Here is a 26,069-nt window from a genome sequence, read left to right as displayed (position 1 = left end):
ATGAGTTTTATTGCAGATAAGCAGACATTGGATGACCTGAACATTCCCGGCAGGTATAAAAGCGATTCCATTTTTCATTTGTTCAATCGCACGCAATCGCGCGGCGGGGGCCTGTTACTGGAATCGATGTTCCAGCAGCCACTGAGCAATGCCGCCGACATCAATGTCCGCAGCAGTATCTTTCAATTCTTCCGCGAGCGGTCCGTTGCCTTCCCCATAAGTAAGGAACTGTGTGAGGCCGTAGAGCACTACCTCAGTACTGCAGGCAGCAATAGCCTGCCCGCCGCCGCCATACGACTCACCGGAAAGAAACTAATGCGCCTGATGGCCTCCGACCAGGAATACGACCTGATACAGAGCGGCATGTTGCAGGTGATGAAGTTACTGGACCAGCTACAATTGTTCTATAGCCAGCTTGATCCCGATGGCAGTTCTCCATGGGGGACCACCATTCGCAAGGTGCAGCAATTATTCAATAATCCGGCTATTCAAAAATTATTGAACGACCGGGGCGGTGCTGCCTTACCACTATCAAAGGTTATACAATACGATCACTTGCTGCGCCATACCCTGCAGCAGGACCTGCAGTGGCTGATGCAGGTATTGTATGAAACTGATGTGTACATCACCGTGTCGAAGATTGCGGGTGAGCGGCAATTCACCTGGGCCAGGGCCCTTCCTTTTGCAGACGGGCAAAACCGTATTGCTATTACCAACCTGTACCATCCCCGCGTGCCGGGAGCGGTGGCCAATAGCGTTTATACCAACCATGCCAGCAATATGATCTTCCTCACCGGTGCCAATATGGCGGGCAAATCCACTTTTATGAAATCCTTTGGCATTGCAGTTTACCTGGCGCATATGGGTTTCCCGGTGGCTGCCGAAAACATGGAGTTTTCTGTGCAGGACGGCATCTTCACTTCCATCAATGTGCCCGACAACCTGGCCATGGGGTACAGCCATTTTTATGCAGAGGTATTACGGGTAAAAGAAGTGGCGACAGCAGTGAGCCAATCAAAAAACCTGGTCATCATCTTTGATGAACTGTTTAAGGGCACCAATGTAAAGGATGCTTATGACGCCACGGTAGCAGTAACGGAAGCTTTGGGAGCAAACAGCAACGTTACTTTTATCGTGTCTACCCATATCGTAGAAGCCGGGGAAACCCTGCGGGAACGTTGCCGCAACATGCAATTTGTATTCTTCCCCACCATTATGGATAAACAGACACCCCGGTACACATATCAACTGCAGGAAGGCATTTCCGCCGACCGGCATGGCATGATGATCATTACCAATGAGGGTATTGTGGATATAATACGGGGGAAATCCGTCGCCAACAATCTTACCTAGTATTAATAGGACAGGCTATTGGTACTCGTTTTAAATAATACTTAACATATGCACGCCTATTTTAGCTAAAAATAAATGCTGCGATTTCTACTCCTGCTCTCCCTCCTGATCACCTATTGCTTTCATTCCCCCGCCCAGGATACACCATGGACGGTTACCGGCCAGGTAAAAGACAACCATCAGATACCACTGGCCGGAGCCTCTGTAAGGCTTGTTACCAAGGGCACAGGCACACTCACCAACCAGGCAGGAAACTTCCTGCTGAAAATCAGGGGCGCAGCCGCCAATGATACCCTGGAGGTCACCCACCTGGGCTTCCACCCGCTCCGTGTAGCAGTAGCAGGTATTGACAAATCAAAACCTGTCGACTTTCAACTCACGCCCTTGCCCCAGGCTTTGCAGAAGGTGGTGGTAAAACCCATCAACCCGCTGGAGCTGCTGGAAAATGCGCAGAAAAGGATAGCCGACAACTACTTCACAACGCCGCATATTACACGCGGATTCTACCGGATCGATACCAAAAAAGGGGAAGAACACATCATGCTGTCTGAAGCCGTTTTTGATATTTATAACTTTGGGTATACCTCCTCCAAAACAAACCAGTTCCAGCTGCTGAAGATGCGGTCGATACAGGACGAGCAGGCATCGCACGGCATTGACCTCGGTCTTAAACCCAAGGACCTCTATGAACTGGATATTATCAAACAGCTTGCAGCTTCGGAACTGCTCAGCAAAGAAGGTATTAAGAAACACCAGTTCACCTTGCGGGGCGTAATGCAATACAATGGCCGGGAAGCATACCAGTTATTGTTTGATCAAAAGGAAGGTATAAACGAATCCCTGTTCAAAGGAAGAATACTGATCGATGTAGAAAGTCTCGCTTTTATTTCAGTACAAATGGCCAGAAGTCCCCGCGGCATGGCCTATTGCAAATATGGAGATGCGGGCACCCGGGCGCTGATGAAGATCATCGGATTGAATATCGATGTGCGTAAAGAAGCCTGGGACATCACCTACCGGCCTTATGGCGGCAAATGGATATTATCTACCGTAAGAAACGACAATGTCCTGAACTTCAAAAGCAACCGGGCATTCTATGATTTCCCGGCCGATATAACGGTAGATTATATCGTAACAGATATTGATACCCTGCCTGCCAACTCCTTTTCGGGCAAGGAAACATTGGGCAATAATAAGCTCATCGAATTTCAGCAGACCGACAATACCAGCCAATTCTGGAAGGATTACAATATCCTGTTGCCTGATTACAACACTGAAGCTATAGCCCAAGCCATCGGGGAAAGGAATGAAGCATTCAGCCTGAAAGGCAGCATGGAATCCAGACTACGGAAGATAAAAGGCAATGAAGGCGTCCGGATCGACTCCATCTGTCAATATTATCACAACAGGGGCTCCTTCAACGGATCCGTACTGATCAAATACAAAGGGAACACCATTCTTTCCAAAGGGTATGGCATGGCCAACCAGGAACAGGGAATACCAGCGACAGACAGCACCCAATACAGGATCGGCTCACTTACCAAGTCTTTTACCGCCCAGTTGATATTACAGCTGGTACAGGAGAAAAAACTGGATCTGCAAGATACCATTGGACAATTCTTCCCTGCTCATGTACATGGCGCTGTAACCATCGCCCAATTATTAACACACACTTCCGGCATTCCCAGCTACACCAAAAATGAAGGCTATACGGCAAAGATCATAAGCCAGGCGTATAGCCTTCCGGAATTGGTCAATGCTTTTTGCAGTGACGCATCCGAATTCAGGCCGGGTAGCCGGTTTAGCTACACCAACTCGGGCTACCTGTTGCTGGCGGCCATTATCGAAAAGGTTACCAGGCAGTCCTATGGCAAGCAACTACAGGAACGGATATTCACTCCGGCAGGTATGGATCATTCCGGATTTGGACTGACCACATTAAATTCAACCGGCTATTGGCTGGGCCAGCCAGAACCGGTCTATCCCATCACCAATGTAGCCGGAGCCGGCGGTATCGCAACTACTGTGACAGATCTCATGAAATGGGATGCTACGGCTGGATGATCGACAAAAAGCTGTTTAAAAAATCGAAGAAGCATACCATTATATACCACCCGGGCAGCGACTTCGGTTATTACTCCATGTTTGTGCGTCAACCAGATGACCATATCCTGGTGATCCTGCTGAGCAACAAAGGCGATTTTCCCCGGTTTGATATGACCGACCTGATATTGGAGGAACTGCAATAGGTTGCTTTTGCCGCTCCTCTAGGGCACAAAGCCTAATTGTTTCATCAGGGTAAGCTCATCTGTTACCCGCCAGTGTTCCACAATCTTGCCATTGCGCACTTTTTCGATATTCATTTGATTAACCCTTATCTTCCTGCCAGTGGGCGGCAGGTTGAACAAGCTATCGAGCTGGGTGCCTGTCATCACTACCCTGGCCACCGCCATGCTATCATTGACGACAATGTCTTTGATCTCATAATGCAGATCAGGAAAAGCTCTTCTGATAGCTGCTACAATGGGCTTTAAACCTGCCGGCCCTGCCGGTGGATTGGGTACACTGGGCGTGTGATTAATGTATTGTGGGTCGAGCAATTCATCCAGCACACCAAGTCTACCCTGGTTCCAAACCTCTCCATAATAACGCTGGATGATCTTTTTATTTTGGGCTTCATGAGAAGTACCGGAGAAGCTAACGCACAAGGCCGACAGGCCAAAAACAATACTGGCAGCAACTAACCGCATAACTTTTTTTTGCGGCTAAAGTTCTGTCCCATCCCAACCATGCCCAATATCATGGGATAAGATATTTCCTTATCCTTCATCAAGCCCATTGCACTTTTATCCCAATGCTGCTCCCAAAATCCTGTTGTAAATAATGTACCGGCTTTGTAACTTACCGTATGTCCCGTAAAATAGCACACCCCTGTTTTTCCTTATTGATCCTGCTACAACTTTTGATGGCGATGGTCGCCAGTCAGGCACAAACCGTCAAACGACCTGACATCATTGGCATTGCGGCAGTAGAAGTACAAGTAAGCGATATCAAAAAAGCAGCAGACTTCTACCAGGGCTTGTTGGGCTATCCGCTAAGTCCTTTGAGCATGCGTGGTAAACAATCTTTACTAATCCGTGTCAACCAGCGGCAGAATATAGTCGTCCATGCCGGTCTGCCAGCGGGGCAAATAGAGCGTTTGCTGGCCATTGGTTTACAAACCACCGATGCAGCCGCCATGCGGCAGTATTTAAAAAGTAAAGGATCGGCAGTGCCGGATACACTTACCAGGTACACCGACGGCAGTCTTTCTTTTGCGATACTGGACCCGGAAAATCATCTCCTGCAATTCATCCAATACCCCGATGCAGGTCCAAACCCTATCACCCCAAAAACAGGCAACCCCATATCAGCCCGGATACTACATGCAGGCATCACCATTGCCAACCTGCCATTATCAGATGCTTTTTATAAAGACATACTTGGCTTTACGGAAATATGGAAAGGTGGCGCCACCGATTCCGTTACCAGCTGGATCAACATGCGCCTGCCGGAAAGTACCGACTACATTGAATACATGCTGATCAATGCACCACCCAATAAACAACAACTGGGCAGCCTGCACCATATTGCATTGCTGGTGCCAGACATGCAGCAGGCAGTAGATATGCTTAGACCGAGAGCCACTAAAACAGCCTATAACCTCGCTCCTCCCCGGATAGGACGCAATAATAAATGGCAACTTAACTTGTACGATCCTGATGGAACCAGGGTGGAACTCATGGAGCCCTTTACCTTTCGTTAAGATCAATCAAATTAAAAGAGGCTTCGGCAGGCTACTGAATAGCAGTACAAAGCAGAGTATATTTTCATGCCGGTTATTGAGGCGGTTCAGGTACTTTTTCCGTTACTACGGTCAGATCGTCAATATCCACTGTAATAGGCATCAGCCCCAGTTGTACGACCGCTTTGCGGCCACGTATTTCTTTTACAAATCCTACCTGGTGGTTCTTCTTCATCAGCACCTTATTGCCAATTACAATTTCGCCGCCTACTTCCTTGTATTTTGAACCGATCTTTTTCTGTACTTTTTCAGTTACCTGCTTTTGGTTCTGGCCAAATAACAAGGCATGCAGTTGCTTCATCAGGTCGCGCTTATCCTCCTTGCTACCGGCTTTGCGCCAATCCAGCACGATCTGCTTCAACTTGCGCTCCATATCCTTGAGGTAGGCGATACGCTCTTCCGTCACCTTATTCTGGTGCTTCAGCAATTCCACCTGCTGGTAATGCTTTTCTTTGTCAATGAGGGCTTCCATATCCTTCTTCATCCGCTCATTTTCCTTCAGCAGCTTATGCAATTCCTTTTCCTTCTTTTCGATCTCCTGCAGGTCCTGCTCAGTACGGTTGAGCAGCTTATCCAGCCGGAAATGATCTTCCTCCACCAGTTGGCGGGCACGGGCAATCAATGAAGGCGCCAGGCCGATACGCTCTGCAATGGAAAAAGTATAAGAGCTACCTGGTTTACCAATGATGAGTTTGTACATTGGCATCAGGTTCTTTTCATCAAAGGCCATGGCCCCGTTGATGATGCCCGGTGTTTTATTGGCCATTACCTTCAGGTTGAGGTAGTGGGTGGTAACAATACCCATGGAATGCTTGCGCACCATTTCTTCCAGGATCACTTCGGCAAAAGCGCCGCCCAGGTTGGGATCACTACCGCTACCCAGCTCATCAATAAAGAAGAGTGTCTTTCCATTGGCCACTTCCATGAAATGCTTCATATTCTTGAGGTGTGAGCTATAGGTACTCAACTCAAACTCCAGGCTTTGGGTATCACCAATATGGATCATGATCTGCTTGAAGATGCCGAACTGCGAAGTGGGGTGTACGGGCACCAGCAGGCCACTCTGGATCATCAGTTGTAGCAACCCTACGGTTTTGAGGGTAACCGTTTTCCCCCCGGCATTGGGACCGGAAATAACCAGTATGCGGCTCTTTTCATCGAGCGTCACTTCTACCGGCATGGTAGGTTTCTGGGAACGCTTGTTATATAGGTACAACAAAGGATGGTAAGCCTGCACCAGGTGTACATGGGCTTTATCACTCAGGATGGGCAGGTTGCCATTGATGGCCGACGCCAGTTTGGCCTTGCCCCGGATAAAGTCATATTCACCTAAAATATCATAATAGGATTTAAGGAGGGGCGCGTACATGGCCAGTTTGGCCGTGAGCTCGCGCAGGATGCGGTATACTTCGCGGCTTTCCTCATTTTCGAGGGAAAAGATGTCGTTGTTCAGTTCGATCGTTTCCTCCGGCTCGATAAAGGCTGTCTTACGGGTATCGCTTTCACCATGCAGGATACCCTTTACCTGCCTTTTCTGTTCCGCATACACCGCTACTACCCTACGCCCGTTGAGAAAAGCTTCTTCAATATCGGCCGCATGACCGGCTTTGACCAGTTTCTGTACGATCCGGTCAAACAAACGGCGCAGTTCATTACGACGTTTATAAAGGCTCAGCCGTATGCGGGACAGTTCTTCAGAAGCATTGTCCTTTACATTGCCACTCTCATCCAGCACATCGTCTATGAGTTCCAGGATGGCTTTTTCGTAATAGGTGTCCGCCACCACTTTAGCCAGGGCCGGATAGGCGCCCCGGCGCTCAGAATCGAACCAACGGAAAATGCTTTGCAGGCTTTCCGCCAGTTTGCGCACCTGCATCAGCTGCTCCTCAGACAATACCGCACCGGGAATACCGATGAGTTTCAGCTCCCTGGCTATATTAAGCGTATGATCGTTGGGAAAATTCAGGCCATGCTGGGCCAGCAACTTGTATTCGTGGGTTTGCTGCAGCTCCAGGTCAATATACTCCTTACGGGTATGAATGCGTAGTTCTTTTGCTTTTTCTTTGGCATACAAGGTATTACAGTACTCCTCTAACAAAGACTTGACTTTCTCAAATTCCAATTGCACCAAAGCCGACTCGGGAAAAAATTTCATAAATGATTATCGCAGATATCCTCTTATTTTTATGAGGAGCAAAGGTACGAAGAGGATTGCGGATTTCTAATGTAGGATTTAGGATAGCTCCGCGCCTGGAAATGGTTGATTTATAGCAAGTTTTCCGGCTTTTTGACGTCTAAGTGCTGCATTCGGGCTTCTGAATTCTGTATTCTATACCCTGTATTCCTGGTTTTCCTAATGTTAACCTAATGGTAAAAGCGGCCTTCTATCAGCCGGGCTGCAAACCCAAATGAGCAATAATGCGTTTATATGGGTAGTAAAATCCAACTATCAAAATGGCTGATCTAACAAAAAGACGAAGCATGAAACTGATGTTTACAACAACGCTCATTTCGATGGTAACCTTACTATCCTGTGCTGTACGAGAAAATCCTCAAAAATATATGACAAGCAGTTTAACATCTCCCTCAACGGAAGAAACCACCTTCCGCACAGACACGGCTACCTTTGGCACCGGTTGTTTCTGGTGCACGGAAGCTATTTTCCAGCAGTTGGATGGTGTTTTAAAAGTATCATCCGGCTACAGTGGCGGACATGTAAAGAACCCTACTTATAAAGAAGTATGTGAAGGAACCACCGGTCATGCAGAATGTGTAGAGATTGTATACGACCCCGCAAAGATCAGTTTTGATGAATTGCTGGAAGCATTCTGGCAAACCCACGATCCTACCACCCTCAACCGCCAGGGCAATGACGTAGGTACACAATACCGCAGCGCGATCTTTTACCACAATGCCGAGCAAAAAGCCAAAGCAGAGAAGTACAAGGCAGAACTGGAAAAAAGCGGCGCCTGGGATAAACCCATTGTTACAGAGATCACCCCTGCTTCAGAATTCTATATAGCAGAGAACTACCACCAGGATTATTACAACAACAATGGCTCCGCCCCTTATTGTTACTATGTGATCCGCCCCAAACTGGAGAAGTTTGAAAAAGTGTTCAAGAACAAAATGAAGAAGGCACACTAAGCGTCTTCTTTCACGAACATAAAAAAAGGGGCATGTTTTGATAACAAGACATGCCCCTTTTCTATTGCAATAGGGTACGTATTACCATTCGCTCAGCGGCAGCAGCGAAGATTTTTTGATCATTACCTGGCCCTCACCTGGCACCAGCAGTACAGTAACTTCTTTTTTCGTATGGGCAGGTAACGTCATTTCAAATCCCACCAGCACGGTACCGATATTGAGGGCATCATAACTGTTGGGAGGATCTGTAGGCCAGGTTCTTAATGCCGCTCCTTCGGGCAGGCCGTTTACGTATAAGGTCAGCTTTTTACCATTGTTTTGCAGTTGTACCTGGTTTTTATCGATCGATACTACATGGGCAGGTGTAAGCATGGCCCAGCGCACCGTGCAGGTGCTATCACCGGCTTCCCATTCATCGCGCACGGTCACGTATTGTTTGTTCGCGATAGCAATGCCCCGTACTGCTTTGGTGAGACTGCCGGCATACAATGACCCCAGGTCCATCACGGCCCGGGTAAATAAAGAGTCACCGGAATGCTTTAGAAAAGTAGCTCGGCCATTTACCTGTTGCAGTGCCTTATTGACGGTGATGGTACTGTGTGAAAAATTGCTGTAGCGAAATACTTTCCACCGGTCAGAAGCCTGGCCCATATCCCATATCTGCAATCCTTTCGATTCCAGCGACTCGTAGCCCTGCATGCCCAGGTCGGCCGACCAGCGTACGCCTTCAGCATCCAGCACAAAAGAACCTGCATCCATATGCCCATGTCCTGCAGCAGGAGTGCCCCCTTTAAAGCCTATGAAAATGCCCGACTGTTTGTTCCAGGAAGTACGCAGCAGCGCTACCGGGTTTTCGCCATCGCCTACCCAGGTAGCAGCAGGAGACGGTACAGCAGTCACATCAACATCTTTGCCCCATATCATAGCAGCAGGCAGAAAACGGTTCCATTTGGCCATTGATCTGCCTTTCTCCAAATTGTCTTTTTCCTGCCACAGTACAGAAGGGTCTTTTAGTTTATTGGCAAACCAGAACATGGCCGGTTGCAGCCCCTCCGTTCCATCACCACAATCGGAGTAGTTGAAAGGTTTACCGGAAAGACCAACTACATGCTCATAGAAGAAAGGCGTTTTCAGGAAGCCGGGCAGTTGCGAAAGACTATAGTCTGTACCAAACAATTGTTCAAGCAAACTGATCAAAAACACATTGTAGCTGGTGCCATAAGCCCAGTAACTGTACCCTTCGGTATAATTACCATCAGGCGCATATTCCTTCATGGGTATTTGCACACTCTGTATGGCCCTTTCGATGAGCTGAGCGGCCAGGGCAGGCCGGCTTTCATAGACTGCTGCTGCTCCAAAAGAGATACCAGCATTACATACCTGGTTCCAGTTGTTCTTACCCCTGAGCCATCCATTGTATTTTTCTTCCAGCGAAGGGGTCAGCCCTTTTGTGATCACTGCCTCACTGATCCGTTGACGGGAAGCGGGCGACAGATCTTTGTACAACCAGTCGTATCCAATGCCTGCCGCCATCGTCATCTCAGCCACATCGAGAAAATGCGAAGGGTTCCAGTCCGTAAAGGCAGATATAGCCAATAACTCTTCCTCACAGCGCCTGAAGTATTTCTTTTTGCCGCTCATACGCCAGGCATAGGACAGGAAGAAGATACGCCGCAGCGCTTCTCTTGATTTGTCCAGTAAACGCCGGCCGATCAACACCCGCTCCAAAGCAGGTTTATCCAGCAGGCTGTCGCAGGCCTCCAGTATATCGGCGTGCACTTTACCCCAGGCTATATTGGAAGCTATGTTTTTCTTAATGCCTTCTTCCTGTCCCGGCAGCAGCAATAACCTGGGGTGGCCCATGATCCGGGAAGTATCGATCTTCACTGACTGAGCGGACACGATCGCTGTACTGCACATACAACACATCAACAACAATAACTTGCTGATGCAATGAAGACGAACTGATAATACGCGTTGATACATGGGCATCCTGTTTTGTCTTTAAAAACTATAACGTGTTACCGAATAAGCCGGTACTGTGATCGTCATGCGACCATAAGCATCCGTGCTTACATTGGTAATATTGCTGAATACCGGTGCATAGTCGGCGGGACTGGTTCCCTTCAGTTGCTTTACTTCCTGGCTGGTTTTATTCAGCATGGTCATATTGGAAAACTGAACAGGAATGGTTTTAGCCGTGCTATCGCGGTTGATCACCAATATATTGGTTTTTTGAGTAACAGGATCATTAAATGCATGCACTTTATATTTTGCGTTCGCCGTGTTGAGGTCCGTCACGGCTACTTTATTGCCTGTTACCGATTCATTCAGCAATTGCAGGGCATACCCTACCGGTGTTATCTGGTTATTGCCACCCAGCAGGTTGCGCAGGTTATAAGGCTGGTTATTGGTTTGGGCCGCACTGAGGAACCAATGGCTCGTCCACATATGCGCATGCATAACGCGGGGATTGGACAGGATGGCGGCAAACATATCGGCAGCAATAATCCCTTTGCCCAGGGTGTTGGTTTGTGGATAGGTAGAATCGGATGACCCCGGACTGTAAGGGCCGCCTTCTGTAACAGCGATCTTCAGCCGGCTTTTATCATCGGCATCACCCAGGGTATTAATAGCAGTATTGCCAATGGTGAGCGCGCGTGTAATATCCGTATTGTTGGCCGTCATGGTGAGATAGCTATTGTACCAGGAGCCTGCCGCCGTACTGATGGTGCCAGGATCGGGGAAGTAATTGTGCACCACGATAAAGTCTGCTTTCTTAGCGGCGATCATGAACAGCGTATCATACCATTTTACATTGGGATAGTTATAGCCATTCATACCTATTTTGATCGTACTGTCGGCCGCCTTCATCAGGTCTGACAGTTCTGCCACCAGGTTGGCGTATGCCGTAGCAGTCCAGGTTTGCGAGGTGCCGGTGCCGGATATGGGATAGTAGCATTCATTCCCTATTTCATAATACACTTCAGGCAATCCTTTTAATTTTACGTAATTGACCATAGCTACCGCATTGTCCAGTATTTCCTGTTTGGTCACATATTTACCTACAGCATTGGGCTTCATGATCGCATCGATCGGTATGATCAGGTAAGGTGCGATAGCACTGTCCTTACACAGGGTGAGGAACTGCCCCAGGTCCATCTGTGTGGTCGTAAGTTTACCCGTGGTGTCCGACAGGTTGAAAATGCCGCCGTCGGTAAAAGGCCATTTGTTGCCACCCCACATGGCGGCATGCGGATCGGGTGCTGTATAAGGAGGTTTGGACCATAAATACCAGTCACCCATTTCCCCTTCGCCGAAGCGCAGGGTTTTCATCTTCATTTTTTGGATAGCTGTAGCAAACGACGTGGTACGAGGCGTACCGGGTCCTTCGAGAAAATTATTGGTAGTAACACCCACATTGGCTGTTGCATTGGCAGAAAGGACCTGAGCCCCATTCACCACGATGGCCGTGGTCGTAGAAAAGGTATCAGCCGGCAGCATTTGCAGTCCAGCCGCCAGGCTTACCGACGATCCGCTGGCCGCAATGAGGTTGCTTAACAGATAAGCGCCATTGCCGCCTACAGTTTGTAGCGTGTCGCCACACAAGAGGAAGGAGGCAGCGGCAGCTGCGCTGATGGTGCCATTGTTATTGATATTGCCCGATATGGGAAATGCTTTCGTGCTGTTGTTCACAAAAATAAAACCATTGCCCACTGTCAGATCACCCAGCGAAGAAGGGCTGGCTGTAGCCGTGATGTTGGCATTGATCACTACATTGCCATATTTGAAACCGGCCAGGGAAGCCCCTTTGGCCGTATTGTAGGTGATGGTACTACCGGGCTGCAGGTCAATGACCGATTGAGGACCGGCTACGGTACTACCAAAGGGTACCTGGTTTTCTGCCCCATTGGCATTCCAGGGGCTATGTATGTAATGGCTGCCTTTGGCAAAAATGATATTGTTGTTGGTGGCCACGGCATTTGTGCTGAACACATTGCCCCGAACATTGGGGCCATTGGTAATAACGCCGCCCGAATCTACCAGCAATCCACCTGCCGCCATGGAAGCAAGCCGGCAGCCTTGTGTACCTCCGGGCAGGAATGAAATGCTTCCCTGTACAAGACCGGAAGCACCGGGTAAAATAACGATCGCGAAGGGCGCATTGCTCAGTGTAACGTTGAGCACAGCGCCTGCTTCGATCAAAAATCCCTGTGAAGCAGTAATTCGCAAGGTAGCAGCTTTATAATAAGCGGTATTGCCATAATTGCCTGTTTCCGCCGTGGTGAGGGTATTGGCGCCTACTGCAGTAACCAGCGATAATTGCGCAGCGGCCACTGTAGTGGATACAAAATCACCTGGTTTAAAATCTGTTGGAAAGTTGGTACTGGCATTGCCGGTGACGGTGGAGCCAGACTTGGCGGCCTGGCCGGTCAATGCAGTAGCTGCAGCGGTAGCTGCACTGGCAAAAGTAACAGTAGCATGATTTCTTACAATGAGTTTACCCAGCGTTTGAGCGGGTAGTTTATATACGGTGGCAGTCGTTGCCGAGGGATGCCCATAATTGGCGCCATCGAAAATAAGGATGTCGTCAGTCAAGGGAGTGGTCCTGGTGCTTCCTCCTCCACCTAATACGGTATTCCAGTTAGTGGCCTGGTTAAAGTCGGCATTGGCAGTTATTCCACCTGTCCAATAATAGGTGGTTTGTGCATGCAAACAGTACCCGGCAATTTGGATCATAATGGCCAGCAGGATCGTTTTCATGTTGCAGCAGTTATTGTTTAACAAATTTTCTCATGATCGTATGGGCGCCATCGGAGATCGTGATGGTATAAATGCCCGGTAGCAATACAGCGATGGGGATAATCGTTCTGGCAGCGGTGGCATATTGCCTGCCCACTACCCTGCCCGCTGCATCATATAGGACGATCAATGGTTGCGCTTGTAAAGTATGCTCTATGAAGAGTTGCCCCGTTGCAGGATTGGGATAGAGCTTTACTACCGGTCCTTTCTTGTCTTTATCTACTTTTGGCGCCCCTTCTTCTCCCTTACCAGGCTTCTTCACCGATCCCCTGCCGGCCGTAGTATTTCTACGGCCAACTGCAAAGGCAAGAAACTGACTGAAGCGATGGCTGGCGGTATTGAGTGTGTTATCTCCCGTACCGGCGGCGGCCATCCAGGCAGTATCATACGCCATAATACCAATACTGTCATCGCTGCTGAAGGCGTTCCCTTCCAGGTCATTTGGCCAGGCAAGGGTGATCAAACAGCTATCGGTATTACTACAAGTACGCACAATGGTCCATACGGCATCCACCACCTTTTCTTTTGCTGTGGCTGTAAAAGCCGCGCCATCCGGTTGAGCATCTCCGGTAATACCTTCAAATGCTCCTACTGCAAATGCATCGTTGGAAGAAGGCAATAAGGTAACCGGCAGATATTGGTCAGCGCTTCCGACCGGGAAGAGATAAGCACCGCTGATATTGTTAACAGCCAGGAAACCTTCTGCGCCGCTGGTGGTATCAGCTCCTGTTACAATGTATTTGTCAGCGCCAAATGGAGCGCCTGCAATGGCCAGCCCTGAAGTGATCAGCAAGCTATCGCCCGCAGGAATCGTCAGTTTACCAGCTGTGAGTGTGAGTATATTCGCCACCTGCAGTTTTTTATTGAGGTCAACCGATGCATTGATCAGCAGGTTGCCTGCATAAATACGGTCGGCTGCTCCATTGGCCTGTGCCGGAAAAGGCACACTGGTAGGGCCATTAAAAGCATAGTGGATGCCACTGTCCAGCACATAGGTAGCAAAACCAGGCAGGCTGCCGCCCAGGCCATTGGCATGCGCTGTTACGAGTGTGGCATTTTCAGTAGCCGCTGTAATGCTTACGCCGGTAGCGCTGGCAGCAGCAACAGGTTTCGACATGCTGATGGTGCTGCCCGTTACATCCACCACCACCGCATGGGTCGGAATACCTGTGCCGCTTAGTTCCATGCCGGGTACAATATTGGCCGTGCTGGTGGCGCTGGTAATGCGATAGGAACCCTGCACCAGGTTGCCCAGGATAGCAGCATTGGTGTAACTGCTTTTGGCCATTGTAGCAGAGGTGACACCTCCGGCAATCGCAGCACTACCCCAATCAAATTTGCCATAGATCGTTAATTGCTGAGCAGCAGCCGTGGACGCCCCTCCCAGGCAGGTGGCAACCAATAGCCATGCTCCTACATGGCCCAACGGAAAAAAATGCTTATTCATAAACAGTTGGATTGATGGCATCTCCTGCAATGATGTGCTTCTGTGCCAACAACAACCGGTACCTGTTCAAAGCCTCCAGGTAATAATAATCTGCATATACCAGTGGCACATCAATTTCAAATCCGTGTGCAATACTGCCTACACTATGTTTCAGGATAAAGTCGCCATTCTCACCTGCCTTTGCTTTATAAGCAGGACCGCTCAACGCATGCAATATGGCAATGGCTCCATCCCTGTATTTTGCTCCTTTATTATCCAGGTAAGTGCTCAGTTCCAATAATGCCGAAGCGGTAATGGCGGCGGAAGACACATCGCGGTACTTAACAGGTGTTTCCGGCGCATGTGATCTTACACCGGGCTGATAACCCGCGTTGTTGGCATAGAAATCCCAATAGGCGATCTTATCTGCCGGCAGCTCTTTATTGTCCAGGTAATAATCGGCCATCTTTTGCGCTGTGGTGAGATAGCGTTTATCTTTTGTTTCGCGGTAGCTCATCGTAAAGCCGTAGATACCCCAGGCCTGTCCACGTGCCCAGGTAGAGTTATTGGCATATCCCTGTGCTGTTTCCCTGGACAACACTTTGCCCGTGGTCGAGTCGTAACACACAACATGGTGACAACTGTAATCGGGCCTTACCTGGTTTTTGATCACATTGTTGGCATGGGTAATGGCAATATCCCTGTAGCGCTTATTGCCGCTTACTTTGGAAGCAAAGAAGAGCAATTCCAGGTTCATCATATTATCGATGATCACCGGGTAGTAATATTTATGCTGTCCATCCCAGGAGCCAAATCCATTCCATGATTTGATAGAGCCGGTCTTTGGATTAAACCTGGTGCTTAGGGAATTGGCGGCTTGTATAAGTAGCTTTTTGTATTGCTCATTGCCCGTCAACCGGTAGGCATTGCCATAGCTGCAATACAACATAAAGCCCAGGTCGTGGTGCTCGGTAAAGTATTGCAACGCTTCCAGTTTCTCCGTCCATTGAATGGCCTCCTTCTTCAGGCTATTATCTTTGGTGGCTTCATAGGCATACCATAAGCTGCCGGGAAAGAATCCGGAAGTCCATTCATATTTACCCGTCAGTTTCAGTTTTCCCTCCTTGTCGATGGTCCTGGGAAAGAGCGTATCATAAGGAGCAGCCGCCGTCAGCATTTTTTTCAACTGGCCGCCGGCAAAAGCAAAGTTGGAAGCAACAAATTCTTCTTCGTTGGGTACGGGCCTTAAGGCCATAACGGTACAGCAGGCAAGTGCCAGCACTACCATGATCTTTTTCATCCGGATGAATTTATCTGGTTATTTAACGGTGATTTGAAAAGTCTTTGTCGTGTATTGCCCTTCCTCGCTGCTCACTTTGCCACCTGAGAAAACGATATTGTACACACCCACGGCCGGGTATTTATAGATCAGCTTCAGGTCTTCTGCCCGCTGCGCAGCATTCTTTACCTGCACGCCGATATCGGGCGTTACTTTCTTCAGGTCCACCGGCCCCAGCAACACCCAGGCTTCAGCAGGTGCGGCAGCAGCGGCGCTGGTAGCACCGGTGATCACCAGCGTAGTATTGTTCACTACCCAATAGTAACTATTGGTGACCCGGAACGCTGAAAAACCCGGACTAAAACTGGGCACCCCATAATTCGTAAAGGAAATATTACCGGCATTCATATTCGCTATTTCGTAACTGGTGCCATCGGCCAGCACATTTTTAACCGAGAAGGAATCGATCGTCCACTTGCTTTGCGCAGAACCGGCAAAGCCCTGGTATTTAAAAGCGACATAAACCGGTTTGCCCTTGGTACTGAAATCAGAAAGGTCGATCGAACCGGAAACAACGGCTGCTGTACCGCCCGTAGAAAGTGTGGCCCTGGCTGTTATATCCGTCCAGGTAGCGCTGGTGATACGACTTACTGTTGCAGGCGTATCTTTTACCAACACCCCTTCAAAATTATCAGATACCATCACAGCCAGTGAGTTGGCCTGTGCGCCATTGGCCCTGATGGTCCGGAATCGCAGCGTGGGGATGCCATCAGCGCTGATCCTGTCCCTGTATTCATACCTTTTACCCACTTCACCGGAGTAAAACGTGATCACATCGGGATTACCTCTAAAACTGAAGGTGGCAGTATCTCCCACCGCCAGATCAGTGGCGTTCACTTGTACATCGAAAGCGGTATCACCATTGCTCAGTGATTTGCTACAAGCGCCCAGCAGACAGGTGGTGACGATCAATAAAAGCAGGCTATATTTAAGCATAATGATTTGATTGGTTAGTTGACAGTAATAATTACCATCCGGGATTCTGGGTCAATGCCTTGTTTACATTGATCTCCAATGAGGGAACCGGCAACAGCAGGTACCTGGGTGAGGAAGCAGCCGTGAAATATCCTGTTATCCACCTCGATTTATTGGTAGCCGATGCATTGGAATTATTGATCTCTGTGACCATGGCCGACATGACCTGTGTAAATACGCCCCAGCGGATAAGGTCCGACTTACGCAAGCCTTCAAAGCAAAGCTCCCTGGCCCGTTCGTCCATGATAGCCTGTTTGAACTGGTCTTTGGATAGACTAGCCGGCAGATCAGCTACGGCACTGACATCAGCCAGTGGCAGGCCATAAGCCCTTCTGCGCACCTGGTTGATGGCATCATAGGCTGCTGCTGTAGGTCCATTATTCACTTCATTGTCTGCTTCCGCCAACATCAGCAATACATCGGCAAAGCGGAGGATCGGGAAATTGGTGCCATTCACATATTGTTGTTTGGGAGGTGACGATAACTCATAATACCTTCTCCATTTGCCCGCCTCTCGCCCAATGATATTGCTGGCGGTGTAATTGGTCCTTACAGCTGTGGTAGCGGAACTCGACGAGAAATAAAAAGGTGCGATCACCCAATCCCGGCGCAAATCACCAGCGCCGTACAAGTTGTAGAGTTTGATGGTGGTCTTGATATTCCCACCGGCAAAACCGGTATCGAAATTATTGCAGCCCAGGTTCATGGTACCCAGTTTGCCCATTTCCCAGTAAGAGGTATTGTTGCCGTTGGTATTAAAATCAGCTTCCCATATACACTCTTTGGTATCATAGATATCCTGGCTCTGGTTGATAAAGATCTGGCTATAGGCCGAATTGGTAGTGGCGCCATACGTAGTACGCAGGGCATGCTCATTACTTTTCATCACTTCCTGCGTCCAGTGCAGGGCTTCCGCATATTTCGACTGATCGAGTATGGGATAACCCGCCATATTAAGACAAACCCGGGCAATGATGCCCTGGATGGCTGTCCTGGACACGCGGCTGGAATTACCAATATCGGTGATCGTTCTTACTTTGCCTTCCGCCTCTTTCATATCGGCCAGTATTTTTTCATACACTTCTTTGGCAGGGGTAGCGGGTACGTTCACAGAATTCACATCGGCGCTCGGCGTCAGCTTCAAAGGCACGTTGCCATAATTGCTCACCAGCAAAAAATGATAGAATGCCCGCAGGAATAAGGCTTCACCCAATATCGCCTGGCGCTTGCCTTCATCCATTTTGGCCTTGTTGATATTTGCAATGAGGAGATTGGCCCTTTCAATACCAATATAACTTTGCTGCCATAATCCCATTATGTACACATTCGTGTAATCGTATTGATAAAACATGGGGGCAGAATAGGAATTGGAACTATAAGCATAAAAAGCCTCATCGGTGCAAATGCCCAGCTGGTACCACAAGGAACTGCAGTAGAGGTATTCATTGCCCAGCACATCGTAGGTGGCAGCCAGCGCCAGGTTCAGCTCACTTTCACTGTTGTAGTAATTGCCGGGCTCTACAAAATCGGTGGGCTTTTTATCCAGCACTTTATTACAGGCAGCCAGCACCTGCAAAGAGAGTAATAGTAGCAACAATCGTTTCATATAAGTATGTTTTATACGGTAGCGGTGATCAAAGATTAAGATTTACACCCACAGTTACCACGCGGGGTCTTGGATAGGCTGAATAATCAAAGCCGGGAGTCAACACATTATTGAATACACTCACCTCGGGATCGACGCCGGTGTATTTGGTCCAGGTGACCAGGTTCTGCGCTGAGAGGTAGAAGCGGCAGGACTTGATCTTCCATTTCTTCATCAGTTGAGTTGACAGGTTATAACCCAGTGATACCGTCTTCAGTCGCAGGAAGGAACCATCTTCTATCACCCTCGAGTTGGCGCCCGTTGGCGTAGTAGGCCCTCCGCCATTAACCCGGTACAAAGTGGAGGTAGGGTTCTCTGGCGTCCAGCGGTCCTGGTAACTGGCAAACTGGTTGAGGTTGCTGCGGCCGAAAATATTGCCTTCAAACACATAGCGGTTCGCATTCACAATATCATTGCCGTACGACCATTGAAAAAATACATTCAGGTCGAAGGAACGGTAGGTGAAATCATTGTTGAAGCCGCCGGTGTGGATGGGGAGGCCCCTGCCAATGATCGCATAATCGTTTGCATCGATCGTACGATCGCCGTTGATATCCCGGAACTTGATATCGCCTGGCTGGATGGCGCTCCGGAGATTGCCATTGGAAGGCACTTCATCCTTCAGCACATAATTGCCGGTAGTGGTCTTATTAAAATCACTGTATTGATATACACCTTCCCAGATATATCCGTACATCATGCCCAGTTGGTTGCCCACCTGTGAGATATAGGAAGGAATGGTAGAGAAGTAAAAGTCAAAAGGTGCAGTTGTGGTAAGCGCCCCCTGGTTTTCCGTAAGAGACAACAGCTTACTCTTGTTGAATGAGATATTAAAATTGCTTTTCCAGGAGAAGGTTTTATTGGACATATTCACTGTACTGAGGGTGATCTCCAATCCGCGGTTCTGTACACTGCCGATATTGCGCAGGGCCGTAGCATAGCCCAGTGAAAGGGGCAGGTTGGCCCGCAGCAACAGATCGGTTGTTTTCTTGCTGTATACATCGACAGAAAGATTAAACCTGTTCCTGTAAAAACTCAGGTCCGTACCCAGGTCTATTTGTGAGGTGGTTTCCCATTTCAATCCGGCATTACCAAAGTTCGACACATAGGCACCGGACATGGTGGTATTGCCATAGGTATACCCCTGAGAGTTCAATGCAACAGCGATCGCCGAGAGATAGTCAAAGTCCCCTATCCTGTTATTACCCGTCACGCCATAACTCAACCGCAGCTTGCCATCGGACAGGACATCGCTGATCCCCTTCATGAATTTCTCCTGGCCAAACCGCCATCCCAATGCAGCAGACGGAAAGTAGCCCCACCGGTTCTCCGGATTGAATTTGGAAGAGCCATCGGCCCGGAAGGTAACGGTAAGCAGATACCTGGACAGGTATTTATAATCGATCCTGCCCAGAAAGGAAGCCAGTCCCCAGGAACTGCTCAAGGCTGTCACGGTTTCCGGTGTCCCTTCATTCAATCCACTAATGCCCAAAGAAGCATTGGGAAGGTTGGTCGCCGAGGTACCATAACGCGAAGATTTATTGCCCGACTGGGAAAAACCCGCCACTACTGTGAGTTGGTGACTGCGGTTGATCTTTTTATACCAGGTAAGTGTGTTCTCATTCATCCAGGTCATGTTCTTATTAAAAACGACCGAGCCATTCACGCCCTTGGTAGAACCCAGGCGGGTGTATTTATTACCAGTGATGGTGAAAGTATCGTTGAACTGATTGCTCTGTGTGAGGTAGTTGGTAATACCGCCGGTCACCCTCAATTTCAGATCGGGCAGGATGCTGTATTCGAGGTAACCATTCATGATGGTATTGGTGTACAGGTTTTCCCGCAGGGCATGCTCCTGGCTCAACACCGGATTGATCCTCGCGTCCACCGCCGGGTCAACACCCGGATCAAACAATACCTCTTCGAGGTCGGGCACACCGGAGATCGCAAAGTTGCGGTAACCCCAGGTGCTGAACAGGGTACCCGTGGTAGAGTTTTGGTTGGACACACCGGAAGGAGGCAGTCCGTTTTGGTTCATATAACCATAGTTGATGTAGATACCCCCTTTCAGTTTGGAACTGAACACCTGGTCGAGTGAGAGGGTACCCTGGTAACGCTTGTAACCGGAGTTGATCATCAAACCCTGCTGGTCGAAATAATTACCCGACAGGTAATACTTTGTATAGGCATTGCCACCCGTTACGGATAAGGAATAGTTTTGCATCGGTGCGTTGCGAAACAACCTCGACTGCCAATCTATCTCCGGTACATTCCGGTAGGACTCCAGCGTTTTTCCATCAGTCAGGTATTGTTTGGCCGCTTCTCCATAATCTTTTTCCAGCTGGTATTTCACAAACTCGTAGGGACTCATCACATCCATTCTTTTAATGGTGCTTTGATTGCCATAAGAAGCATTGAAGGAAATAGCAGGCGGACCGGTCTTTCCCTTTTTGGTGGTGATGATGATGACGCCATTGGCGCCGCGGGCGCCATAAATAGCCGTAGCCGAGGCATCCTTGAGTATCTCCATCGACTCAATGTCCTGCGGATTGATCACATTGTTGTTGGGCGATTCGATCGGAAAGCCATCCACCACATACAAAGGCGAGTTGGCCTGGGTAACAGAATTATTACCCCTGATCACGATATTGATGTCGGAGCCTGGCTGTCCGTCGACCGACGATACCGTCACCCCTGCCACCCTGCCGGCCAGCGCTTCATCAAAGGAGCGCACGGGGGCTTTTTGCATGGTTTCGATGGGCGCCTTGCTCACCGCACCCGTCACATCGCCTTTTGTAGTAGTGCCATACCCGATCACGATCACATCATCGAGGTTTTTTACTTTGGGGGTGAGCACAAAGGCATAGACTGTCCGGTCATTCACCCGCACCTCCACCTCATCGTAATTAACCGCCGAAGCTACCAATACATCGCCGTCGGCAGCAGTCAGCCTGAAAGCGCCGGCTGAATCCGTCAGCGTGCTCACCTTTTTACCTTTAAGGGTGATGGACACGGCCGACAGGTTTTTGCCGGCGGTATCTTTTACCGTACCGCTGACCAGTTTTTGTGAAAAAGCAATAGCAGGGAGGGAAAATAATAACATCACTAAAAGTCCGGCACGGAAGCCGGCCATGCAAGAGGAACTGCAGCGAAGTACATGGCAAAGAGACAATCGCATAAACAATCGGTTAAATATTTGAATGAAAGCATCTTCCGGGGGAAGCAGCCTTTCTATGACCAACACAAAATTCAGGTGAAAGCGCCTCAGGGAGGGGGTAAAAAATCGACTAAATAGGGTGAATTTTTAAAATTCTCCCCTATTCATCTATTGGAATTGGGTAGTTTTACCGGCGATAAGCATTATCTCCCCCCGTATGAGAGTTTTCCTGTTAATCCTGCTCTTTTTATCCGCTCAGGTTACCTGGTCACAGTCCCCTTCTTTTCATCACCTGAATGTAGAAGACGGACTTTCGCAAAACTCGGTTCTCTGCGTGGCGCAGGACAACAGGGGATTTATGTGGTTTGGCACCCGCTATGGTTTGAACAAATACGACTCCCGGAAACTTACCGTGTACAAGAACAAGCCGGGAGACAGCTCCAGCCTTTCCAGCAATTATATTTTATCGCTGCTATGCGACAGCCGGCAAACACTTTGGGTGGGCACCCGGGGAGGACTACACAAATACCAGGCAGCCAAAGATGTGTTTGAAAGGATCGATATAGGCGATACTGCCCTGTGGAAAAACGGCAATATCCCGATTACCTGCCTCTTTGAAGATTCGAAAGGCCGCCTATGGGCAGGTACATACCAAACCTTATACCTGATGAAGGATCCGACACACCCATCCTTCACTTCTTTTACCAACTGCCCCAATTTTCCTGCACGGGGGGTACTCTGCGTGTTTGAAGACCGCAGCGGCACCATCTGGGCAGGCACCAATGGCGGCCTGGTAAAGATCACTGCGGCCGGCAAGGGCTTTGAAGCTACCGTATTCAAACATGACCCGCTGAATGCCGGCAGCCTCAGCAATGACCAGGTAACCAGTATAGCGCAGGACAAGCCGGGCCAACTCTGGATCGGCACGCTGAATGGCGGTTTAAACCTGTTTGATCCGGCACAAAACAGCTTCACCCATTTTACCCATAGTGATGCTGTTCCCAACAGCTTGATCAATAACCATATCCGGAGACTGGCCTTCGACGGGCAGGATCAATTATGGATTGGCACGCAGGAAGGGCTTTCAACCCTGCACCTCCCTACCCTGCATTTTTCTTCCTATATCAATGATCCCTGGAATAAAGCCAGTCTGAGCCAAAACTCTGTGCACAGTATCTATAAAGATCACGCAGGTACTATGTGGGTCGGCACCTTCTTTGGCGGGGTAAACTTTCACTTTGCAGCCAATACAGACTTCACCGTCTACAGCAACAGGTCGCGCCCCTTGCTGCTCAACAATAATGTAGTAAGCGGACTGATGGAAGATGAACAGGGCCACCTCTGGATCGGCACTGAAGGCGGGGGGCTGAATTTTGTGAACAGGCAAACAGGCGCCGTCGTCTATTACCAGCATAAACCCTCCGACCCCTACAGCCTTGGCTCCAACCTGGTGAAAACAGTATACCGCGATCGCCAGGATAATATCTGGGTGGGCACCCATGGCGGCGGGCTCAACCGCTTTGATGCCGCCACTCATCGTTTCATCAGGTACCTGTATAAAAACAATGACGCGCAGACACTGGGCTCTGAAATACCCTGCCTGCTGGAAGATAGCCGGGGCATTTTCTGGGTAGGCACCGAAATATCAGGCATTAAGCTGTTCCTTAAAAAAGATAAAGAGCTGGCGCCTTATCCCGGTGGCGCTGGTATAACCGCAGCAATCGGTACCAACAAAGCCATCCTTTCTTTGCTGGAATCTGCCGGCAAGGTCAACTGGGTAGGCACCTCCGCCGGGCTGTACCGGATAGCAGGCGACCAGGTAACGCTGCTGACTGAAAAGAACAGCAGCTACCCTTTGTATGTGAACTGCCTGACAGAAGATGCGCAGGGAAATATTTGGGCAGGCACCTATTACAACGGGATCATCGTGTACAACAGCGCCGGTAAAAAGATTGCAGCCTATAATGAAGAGAATGGCCTGCCCGATAACAATGTGCTGGGCATTCTACAGGACGATCATACACAAGCCTGGTGGATCAGTACCAGCAATGGCCTGGCTAAATGGGATACCGTCTCCCGCAAGTTCACAGTGTATACAGAAGCCGATGGACTGGCTGGGAATGTATTCAACAACAACTCTTTTTATAAAAGCAGGAGCGGTGAATTGTTTTTCGGCGGCTTCAACGGGCTTTCCGCTTTTTACCCGGAGATGATGAAAGCAAATACAGCCGTTCAACCTGTATTGCTCACCGGCCTGAAGCTCTTTAATAAACCGGTAGAGATCAATGGCAAGGACGGTGTGCTTACAGAAGACATCAGCTTTACCCGGCAGCTCAATTTGAAGTACGATCAAAATGTATTTACGATCGACTTCGCCATCCTGAACTTTATTAAACCGCAAAAGAACCGGTACGCCTACCAACTGGAAAGATTTGATAAAGACTGGAACTATACGATGGCGGCAACGGCCTCCTACACCAATGTACCGCCGGGCAACTATACCTTTAAGGTCAGGGGAGCCAACAACGATGGCATCTGGAGCGAGCCGGTGCTATTGAAGATCACCATATCCCCACCCTTCTGGAAAACCTGGTGGGCTTACGGTATTTACCTGCTGCTGTTTGTTACACTGGCTTTTTTTATAGTACGTTTCTTTTTCCTCCGGGCCCTGCTGAAGCGCAACCAGGAACTCACACAACTAAAACTCAACTTCTTTACCAATATCTCACACGAGATACGCACCCACCTTTCGTTGATCATCGGACCTGCCGAAAAGCTGATCCTTTCTACCAACAATGATGCACACGACCAACAGCAGCTGCGCACGATCAAGAACAATTCGGAAAGTTTGCTGCAATTGGTGAACGAACTCATGGACTTTAGAAAAGCGGAAACAGGGCATTTGCCCCTGCGTGTGTCGGGTTGGAATATTGTGCCTTTTGTTGAATCCATCTTCGATTCCTTCCACGATATTTCCATTTCCCGCAATATCCGGGCGGGTTTCATCAGCACAGCGCCGGATATCCAGGCCTGGATCGATAAGGAGCAACTGGAGAAGGTATTCTATAATCTGCTGTCGAATGCATATAAGTTCACTCCCAATGGTGGTTATATTAGTGTGGCCATTGAAGAAAAGAAAACCACCATTGCTATCACCGTAACAGACAATGGCCGGGGCATTTCTGAGGAGAATATAGAAAAGCTGTTTGATAATTATTTCCAGGAAGATGATTTTGGCAAGCAGAACACGGGGTATGGCATTGGCCTGGCCCTGTCCAAAAGTATAGTAGAAATGCACCAGGGTACACTCACTGTATCCAACAAAATGACGGCCGGCCAACAGGAGCCTACGACCTGCTTTACCGTCACCCTGCAAAAAGGCCATGCGCACTTTGCAGACAATCAGTTGGTGAACGATCGCATGGACCGGTCCGTTAAAGTAGCCAATCATCCACCTGTGCCGCCCCCACTGGTCCTTTCCGCCACCAGTCAGCCCCACGCTGCTGCAGCCGACCAGAACACCATCCTGCTGGTAGAGGACAACGCAGCCATCAGAACGTTTATCAAAGAGGCCCTACAAACGCAGTACCATATACTGGAAAGCAACAATGGCCTGGAAGGTCTCGCCAGTGCAACCGAAACCATCCCCGATCTTATCATCAGTGATGTGATGATGCCCGAAATGGATGGACTGGCTTTTTGCAGCAGCATTAAAACCGATACCCGCACCAGTCATATTCCCGTTATATTGCTCACTGCTAAAACTGCGGTCACACACCAGATCAGCGGACTGCAAACCGGTGCCGACATTTACCTCACCAAGCCTTTCAGCATCCAGGTACTGGAACTCCAGATCCAGAACTTGCTGGCATCCAGGGCCAGGTTATGGCAACAATTTCAACAACAATGGGCGGCCACCACGCTATTACCGGCCGACAACGAAACCGGCGCCCCAATAACAGCAACAACCACCCAGGAGTTGCCGGAGCCATTGCACCCAATGGATGCATCATTTTTACAAGAGATCATCCAAATGGTCGAGACCAATATGGAAGACCCCGAATTTGGCATTGCCATGCTGGCTAAAAAAGCTGCCATGAGCCAACCAGTGCTCTTCAAAAAGATCAAAGCCATCACAGGCATGACGGCCAACGATTTTGTAAAATCATTGCGGCTGAAAAAAGCGACCCTGTTATTGCAGGAAAACAGGCATACTGTATATGAGATCGCTTTTATGGTAGGCTATGATAGCAGCAAGTATTTCAGCCGGGAGTTTAAAAAACAATTCGGTAAGACCCCCACAGAATATGCAGCCATGAACGAAAAGAAGAGTGCCTAAACACTTCTCCTGCCTGTCAACAGGTTGACCGCAACTGTACC

The 26,069-nt window shown here is 49.1% G+C and carries 15 protein-coding genes; 6 read left to right on the top strand and 9 right to left on the bottom strand.

Annotated features, from left to right (window positions below; all coding sequences use genetic code 11):
- The 3 genes from D3H65_RS03590 (at position 1) to D3H65_RS03580 (ending at position 3,602) form a co-directional block, all read left to right on the top strand.
- On the top strand, positions 1-1,353 hold the full coding sequence (locus tag D3H65_RS03590) for a MutS-related protein (RefSeq protein ID WP_119048946.1): 1,353 nt from the start codon (positions 1-3) through the stop codon (positions 1,351-1,353).
- A gap of 75 nt (positions 1,354-1,428) precedes the next feature.
- Positions 1,429-3,417 carry a serine hydrolase gene (locus D3H65_RS03585; protein WP_119048945.1) on the top strand — a complete coding sequence of 663 codons (1,989 nt, stop codon included), beginning with the start codon at positions 1,429-1,431 and terminating at the stop codon, positions 3,415-3,417.
- Positions 3,414-3,602, top strand: coding sequence for a hypothetical protein (locus D3H65_RS03580; RefSeq protein WP_119048944.1), 189 nt, complete (start codon positions 3,414-3,416; stop codon positions 3,600-3,602). Before D3H65_RS03585 ends, D3H65_RS03580 begins: the two co-directional genes overlap by 4 nt.
- Positions 3,603-3,620: 18 nt before the next feature.
- Here the strand turns inward: D3H65_RS03580 and D3H65_RS03575 are convergent, their stop codons facing one another.
- Positions 3,621-4,103 carry an ester cyclase gene (locus D3H65_RS03575; RefSeq protein ID WP_119048943.1) on the bottom strand — a complete coding sequence of 161 codons (483 nt, stop codon included), beginning with the start codon at positions 4,101-4,103 and terminating at the stop codon, positions 3,621-3,623.
- 158 nt (positions 4,104-4,261) lie between these two features.
- On the opposite strand from D3H65_RS03575, the gene D3H65_RS03565 reads away from it, so the two are divergent.
- Entirely contained in the window at positions 4,262-5,158 is an 897-nt protein-coding gene (locus tag D3H65_RS03565) for a VOC family protein (RefSeq protein ID WP_119048941.1), read from the top strand.
- 73 nt (positions 5,159-5,231) lie between these two features.
- Here D3H65_RS03565 and D3H65_RS03560 read toward each other — a convergent pair whose 3' ends face one another.
- Positions 5,232-7,352, bottom strand: a complete 2,121-nt coding sequence (locus tag D3H65_RS03560; RefSeq protein WP_119048940.1) for an endonuclease MutS2 — start codon at positions 7,350-7,352, stop codon at positions 5,232-5,234.
- Positions 7,353-7,759: 407 nt separating this feature from the next.
- Between D3H65_RS03560 and msrA the strand changes: the two genes are divergently transcribed.
- A complete protein-coding gene (gene msrA / locus D3H65_RS03555; protein WP_245999676.1) occupies positions 7,760-8,344 on the top strand; it encodes a peptide-methionine (S)-S-oxide reductase MsrA in 585 nt (194 codons plus the stop codon).
- Positions 8,345-8,425: 81 nt separating this feature from the next.
- Here the strand turns inward: msrA and D3H65_RS03550 are convergent, their stop codons facing one another.
- The 7 genes from D3H65_RS03550 to D3H65_RS03520 are packed head-to-tail and all read right to left on the bottom strand — an operon-like array spanning position 8,426 to position 21,710.
- Entirely contained in the window at positions 8,426-10,330 is a 1,905-nt protein-coding gene (locus tag D3H65_RS03550; RefSeq protein ID WP_211345616.1) for a heparinase II/III domain-containing protein, read from the bottom strand.
- A gap of 18 nt (positions 10,331-10,348) precedes the next feature.
- Entirely contained in the window at positions 10,349-13,108 is a 2,760-nt protein-coding gene (locus D3H65_RS03545; protein ID WP_119048937.1) for a hypothetical protein, read from the bottom strand.
- Between the two features lie 10 nt (positions 13,109-13,118).
- Positions 13,119-14,594 carry a T9SS type A sorting domain-containing protein gene (locus D3H65_RS03540; RefSeq protein ID WP_162915387.1) on the bottom strand — a complete coding sequence of 492 codons (1,476 nt, stop codon included), beginning with the start codon at positions 14,592-14,594 and terminating at the stop codon, positions 13,119-13,121.
- Positions 14,587-15,873 (bottom strand): glycoside hydrolase family 88 protein, encoded by a 1,287-nt coding sequence (locus tag D3H65_RS03535; RefSeq protein WP_211345615.1) that lies wholly within the window; start codon positions 15,871-15,873, stop codon positions 14,587-14,589. The genes D3H65_RS03540 and D3H65_RS03535 overlap by 8 nt, the downstream gene beginning before the upstream one ends.
- Positions 15,874-15,891: 18 nt before the next feature.
- Entirely contained in the window at positions 15,892-16,848 is a 957-nt protein-coding gene (locus tag D3H65_RS03530) for a DUF5017 domain-containing protein (RefSeq protein ID WP_119048935.1), read from the bottom strand.
- Positions 16,849-16,879: 31 nt separating this feature from the next.
- Complete coding sequence (locus D3H65_RS03525) at positions 16,880-18,493, bottom strand: RagB/SusD family nutrient uptake outer membrane protein (RefSeq protein ID WP_119048934.1); 1,614 nt, start codon at positions 18,491-18,493, stop codon at positions 16,880-16,882.
- Positions 18,494-18,521: 28 nt separating this feature from the next.
- Complete coding sequence (locus D3H65_RS03520; RefSeq protein WP_211345614.1) at positions 18,522-21,710, bottom strand: SusC/RagA family TonB-linked outer membrane protein; 3,189 nt, start codon at positions 21,708-21,710, stop codon at positions 18,522-18,524.
- Between the two features lie 196 nt (positions 21,711-21,906).
- On the opposite strand from D3H65_RS03520, the gene D3H65_RS03515 reads away from it, so the two are divergent.
- Positions 21,907-26,028 carry a hybrid sensor histidine kinase/response regulator transcription factor gene (locus tag D3H65_RS03515; RefSeq protein WP_119048933.1) on the top strand — a complete coding sequence of 1,374 codons (4,122 nt, stop codon included), beginning with the start codon at positions 21,907-21,909 and terminating at the stop codon, positions 26,026-26,028.
- Positions 26,029-26,069: the final 41 nt, after the last annotated feature.

The sequence above is a fragment of the Paraflavitalea soli genome (genome assembly GCF_003555545.1).
GTDB lineage: Bacteria > Bacteroidota > Bacteroidia > Chitinophagales > Chitinophagaceae > Paraflavitalea > Paraflavitalea soli.
This window is presented reverse-complemented; position numbering and strand designations above follow the sequence as displayed.

Excerpts from the sequence above, each read along its gene's own strand:
- D3H65_RS03515 (WP_119048933.1), top strand. The coding sequence starts at position 21,907 with ATGAGAGTTTTCCTGTTAATCCTGCTCTTTTTATCCGCTCAGGTTACC.
- D3H65_RS03585 (WP_119048945.1), top strand. The coding sequence starts at position 1,429 with ATGCTGCGATTTCTACTCCTGCTCTCCCTCCTGATCACCTATTGCTTT.
- D3H65_RS03580 (WP_119048944.1), top strand. The coding sequence starts at position 3,414 with ATGATCGACAAAAAGCTGTTTAAAAAATCGAAGAAGCATACCATTATA.
- D3H65_RS03530 (WP_119048935.1), bottom strand. The coding sequence starts at position 16,848 with ATGCTTAAATATAGCCTGCTTTTATTGATCGTCACCACCTGTCTGCTG.
- D3H65_RS03590 (WP_119048946.1), top strand. The coding sequence starts at position 1 with ATGAGTTTTATTGCAGATAAGCAGACATTGGATGACCTGAACATTCCC.
- D3H65_RS03550 (WP_211345616.1), bottom strand. The coding sequence starts at position 10,330 with ATGTATCAACGCGTATTATCAGTTCGTCTTCATTGCATCAGCAAGTTA.
- D3H65_RS03540 (WP_162915387.1), bottom strand. The coding sequence starts at position 14,594 with ATGAATAAGCATTTTTTTCCGTTGGGCCATGTAGGAGCATGGCTATTG.
- D3H65_RS03545 (WP_119048937.1), bottom strand. The coding sequence starts at position 13,108 with ATGAAAACGATCCTGCTGGCCATTATGATCCAAATTGCCGGGTACTGT.
- D3H65_RS03525 (WP_119048934.1), bottom strand. The coding sequence starts at position 18,493 with ATGAAACGATTGTTGCTACTATTACTCTCTTTGCAGGTGCTGGCTGCC.
- D3H65_RS03520 (WP_211345614.1), bottom strand. The coding sequence starts at position 21,710 with ATGCGATTGTCTCTTTGCCATGTACTTCGCTGCAGTTCCTCTTGCATG.
- D3H65_RS03560 (WP_119048940.1), bottom strand. The coding sequence starts at position 7,352 with ATGAAATTTTTTCCCGAGTCGGCTTTGGTGCAATTGGAATTTGAGAAA.
- D3H65_RS03575 (WP_119048943.1), bottom strand. The coding sequence starts at position 4,103 with ATGCGGTTAGTTGCTGCCAGTATTGTTTTTGGCCTGTCGGCCTTGTGC.
- msrA (WP_245999676.1), top strand. The coding sequence starts at position 7,760 with ATGACAAGCAGTTTAACATCTCCCTCAACGGAAGAAACCACCTTCCGC.
- D3H65_RS03565 (WP_119048941.1), top strand. The coding sequence starts at position 4,262 with ATGTCCCGTAAAATAGCACACCCCTGTTTTTCCTTATTGATCCTGCTA.
- D3H65_RS03535 (WP_211345615.1), bottom strand. The coding sequence starts at position 15,873 with ATGAAAAAGATCATGGTAGTGCTGGCACTTGCCTGCTGTACCGTTATG.